The sequence below is a fragment of the Pseudoroseomonas cervicalis ATCC 49957 genome, from assembly GCF_000164635.1.
In the GTDB taxonomy this organism is placed as follows: domain Bacteria; phylum Pseudomonadota; class Alphaproteobacteria; order Acetobacterales; family Acetobacteraceae; genus Pseudoroseomonas; species Pseudoroseomonas cervicalis.
In genome coordinates this window covers 755,358-758,010 of sequence record NZ_GG770778.1, presented here as the reverse complement: position 1 = coordinate 758,010, position 2,653 = coordinate 755,358, and the positions used below count along the sequence as shown (strand labels likewise).

The 2,653-nt window shown below is 71.2% G+C and carries 2 protein-coding genes; both read right to left on the bottom strand.

Annotation, left to right across the window (positions count from 1 at the left end):
* Positions 1 to 65 precede the first annotated feature (65 nt).
* Positions 66 to 1,577 (bottom strand): OpgD/OpgG family glucan biosynthesis protein, encoded by a 1,512-nt coding sequence (locus HMPREF0731_RS10480; RefSeq protein WP_083854493.1) that lies wholly within the window; start codon positions 1,575 to 1,577, stop codon positions 66 to 68.
* 156 nt (positions 1,578 to 1,733) lie between these two features.
* Positions 1,734 to 2,399: a carbonic anhydrase gene (locus tag HMPREF0731_RS10475; protein WP_007004087.1), complete on the bottom strand. Its 666-nt coding sequence runs from the start codon at positions 2,397 to 2,399 to the stop codon at positions 1,734 to 1,736.
* Positions 2,400 to 2,653 lie beyond the last annotated feature (254 nt).

The window sequence follows — 2,653 nt, the reverse complement described above, 5'->3', positions numbered from 1 at the left end:
CCATCGCCGGCACGCCGGCCGCCACGGGGGCGGCCGGCGTGCCGGCGTGCTGCTGCACGGCCATGTCAGGCGGTCCAGCGATAGAGCAGGGTCTCGGCCACCGGCTGGCCATCGGCGCGCAGCTCGGCGCGCAGCTCCACCTCGCGCGCATCGCCGGGGAACAGGTCGAAGCTGATGCGCCAGCCGCCGGTCTCCGGGTTGCGCTGGGCCACGGCGTTGCGCACCTCGCCGCGGCTGGCGCTGACCTTCAGCTCGGGCTTCGCCTCGGCCGGCAGGTTCTCCAGCGCCCCGCCCCTGGCATCGATGACGAAGAGCCGCCCGCCCTGGGTCCAGGAGGCGCCGGAGGCGGTGGCGGTGACGCGGCCGAGCTCCGGATTGCCCGGCGCCTCGTCGCACCAGTGCAGGCGGAAGGTGTAGCGGTATTCGCCGCGCGCCTTCAGCGGGTCCTTCGGCCGCCAGAAGGCGACGATGTTGTCATGGATCTCGCCCTGGGTCGGGATCTCGACCAGTTGCACGCCGCCCTCGCCCCAGTCGCCGATCGGCTCGACCCAGAGGCTCGGGCGCTTCTCGTAGCGCGCCTCCAGATCCTCATAGGCGGCGAAGTCGCGGCGGCGCTGCATCAGGCCGAAGCCGCGCGGATTGACGTCGCCGAACACCGAGACCTGCAGGTCGCGCGGGTTGTTCAGCGGGCGCCAGATGCGCTCGCCGCGGCCGGTGAACATCAGCAGCCCGTCGCTGTCATGCACCGCCGGGCGCCAGTCGTCGCGCCCGGTGCGGTTCAGCGGCGAGAACCAGAACATGCTGGTCAGCGGCGCGATGCCGATGGTCGCCATGTCGGTGCGCGGGAAGACGGTGGATTCGACGTCGAACACCGTGGTGCGGCCGGGGCGGATGCCGAAGCGGAAGGCCGCGGTGCAGGAGGGGCTGTCGAGCAGCGCGTGGACGGTGATGTAGTTCACCCCCTCGCGCGGGCGCTCCACCCAGAAGGCGCGGAAGAGCGGGAATTCCTCGCCCTTCGGATCGGCGGTGTTGATCGCCAGGCCGCGCGCCGAGAGGCCGTAGATCTGCCCGCGCGCCACGGCGCGGAAATAGCTGGCGCCGAGGAAGGCGCAGATCTCGTCATAATAGTCGTTGCGGTTGATCGGGCCGTGCAGGCGGAAGCCGGCGAAGCCCAGATCCTCCTGCGCCGGCCGCTCCATGTTCTGGAAGTCGAACAGCTCGGTGTTGTAGCGGATCGGGCGCGAGACGCCGCCCGCCACCTCGTACATGTCGATGCGCGGCTTGTAGAGGAAGCCGCGATGGAAGAGCTGCATCTGGAAGGGCAGCCCCTCGGGCCGCCAGCGCGCCTGGTTGGCGCGGTAGCGGATGTCCCGGTACTGGTCGTAGGAGAGGTCGGAGAGCCCGCGCGGCAGGTTCTCCGGCGGCGGCTTGTAGGCCTGCTGCGCCAGGCCTCGCGCCAGCTCGCGCACCGTGCCGGAGTCGAACGGGGTCTCCTCGGGCGCGGCGGCGCGGGCTTCGGACATGTGCGCCGTCTCCTCCGCCAGGAAGACGGTGGACAGCGACAAGGCTGCGAGCATGGCATCGCGGCGTTTCACGGCAGGCTACTCCCCCTCAGGCGGCGACCAGCGAACGCTACAGCGGCGCATCGGTTGCGCTGCACCGCACGCCTTCGCTGGCGCTTCAAAGAGGGGGAGGCAAATACGGCAAAAACCGGCCCTGACCAGGGCCGTTTCCTAGCCGACGGGGACGAAGCTGCCATCCTCCGCGAGACGTGACAGCACGCCGTTGCGGATGTCGAAGGAGCCGCCATGCAGCGTCAGCCGGCCATCGGCCACGCGGCTGGCGACCCAGGGGAAGGTCATCAGGTTGCGCAGCGACAGCTTCACCGTCTCCAGCTCGCAGGTGGCCTGCGCCTCGGCGGAGTCGGCGGGGACGCATTGCAGGGTGCGCTGGCGCGCCTCGGCGGCGATGCCGTTCATCCAGGGCGCCACGAAATCCTGCGCGCCGGCCGGGAAGCCGCGCAGCAGCGCCTGCACGCCGCCGCACATGGCATGGCCGAGCACGATGATGCGCGGCACCTGCAGCACGCAGACGGCGAATTCCAGCGCCGCGCTGGTGCCGTGGTAGTCGCCATCCGGCTTGTAGGGCGGCACCAGGTTGGCGACGTTGCGGACGATGAACAGCTCGCCCGGCGCGGCGTTGAACACCATGCCCGGGTCGACCCGGCTGTCGGAGCAGGAAATCACCAGCGCCTTGGGGTGCTGTCCGTCGCGGGCCAGGGATTCGAACAGGCGGCGGCGTTCCGGCCAGATCTCATCGCGGAAGCGGCGATAGCCGCTGAACAGATCCTCCAGCGCGGTGCCGCCGGAAAGCGCGTCGGGGGTGGTGGGCTCGGTCATCGGTGTCTCCCTCGGCGCGCGATGTAGGGGAGCGGTCACGGCTTTGACAGGGGCGCTGCGGTTTTGTCGCCGCCTGTGGCATCGTTGCGCCCCGCGCAGGGTTGCAGCGTCGGGGCGGAAACCGCCCGCATGGGTCGCATGTGCTGCCCGCGGGGCGGCGCCGGGGATTTCCGTTGCATCCCGGCCGCCCGGCCGCCAATGGAGCGGCCGGCATTCCGGCCAGCCCGGCGCCGCGGCGCCGCCCCCTCCCCGGG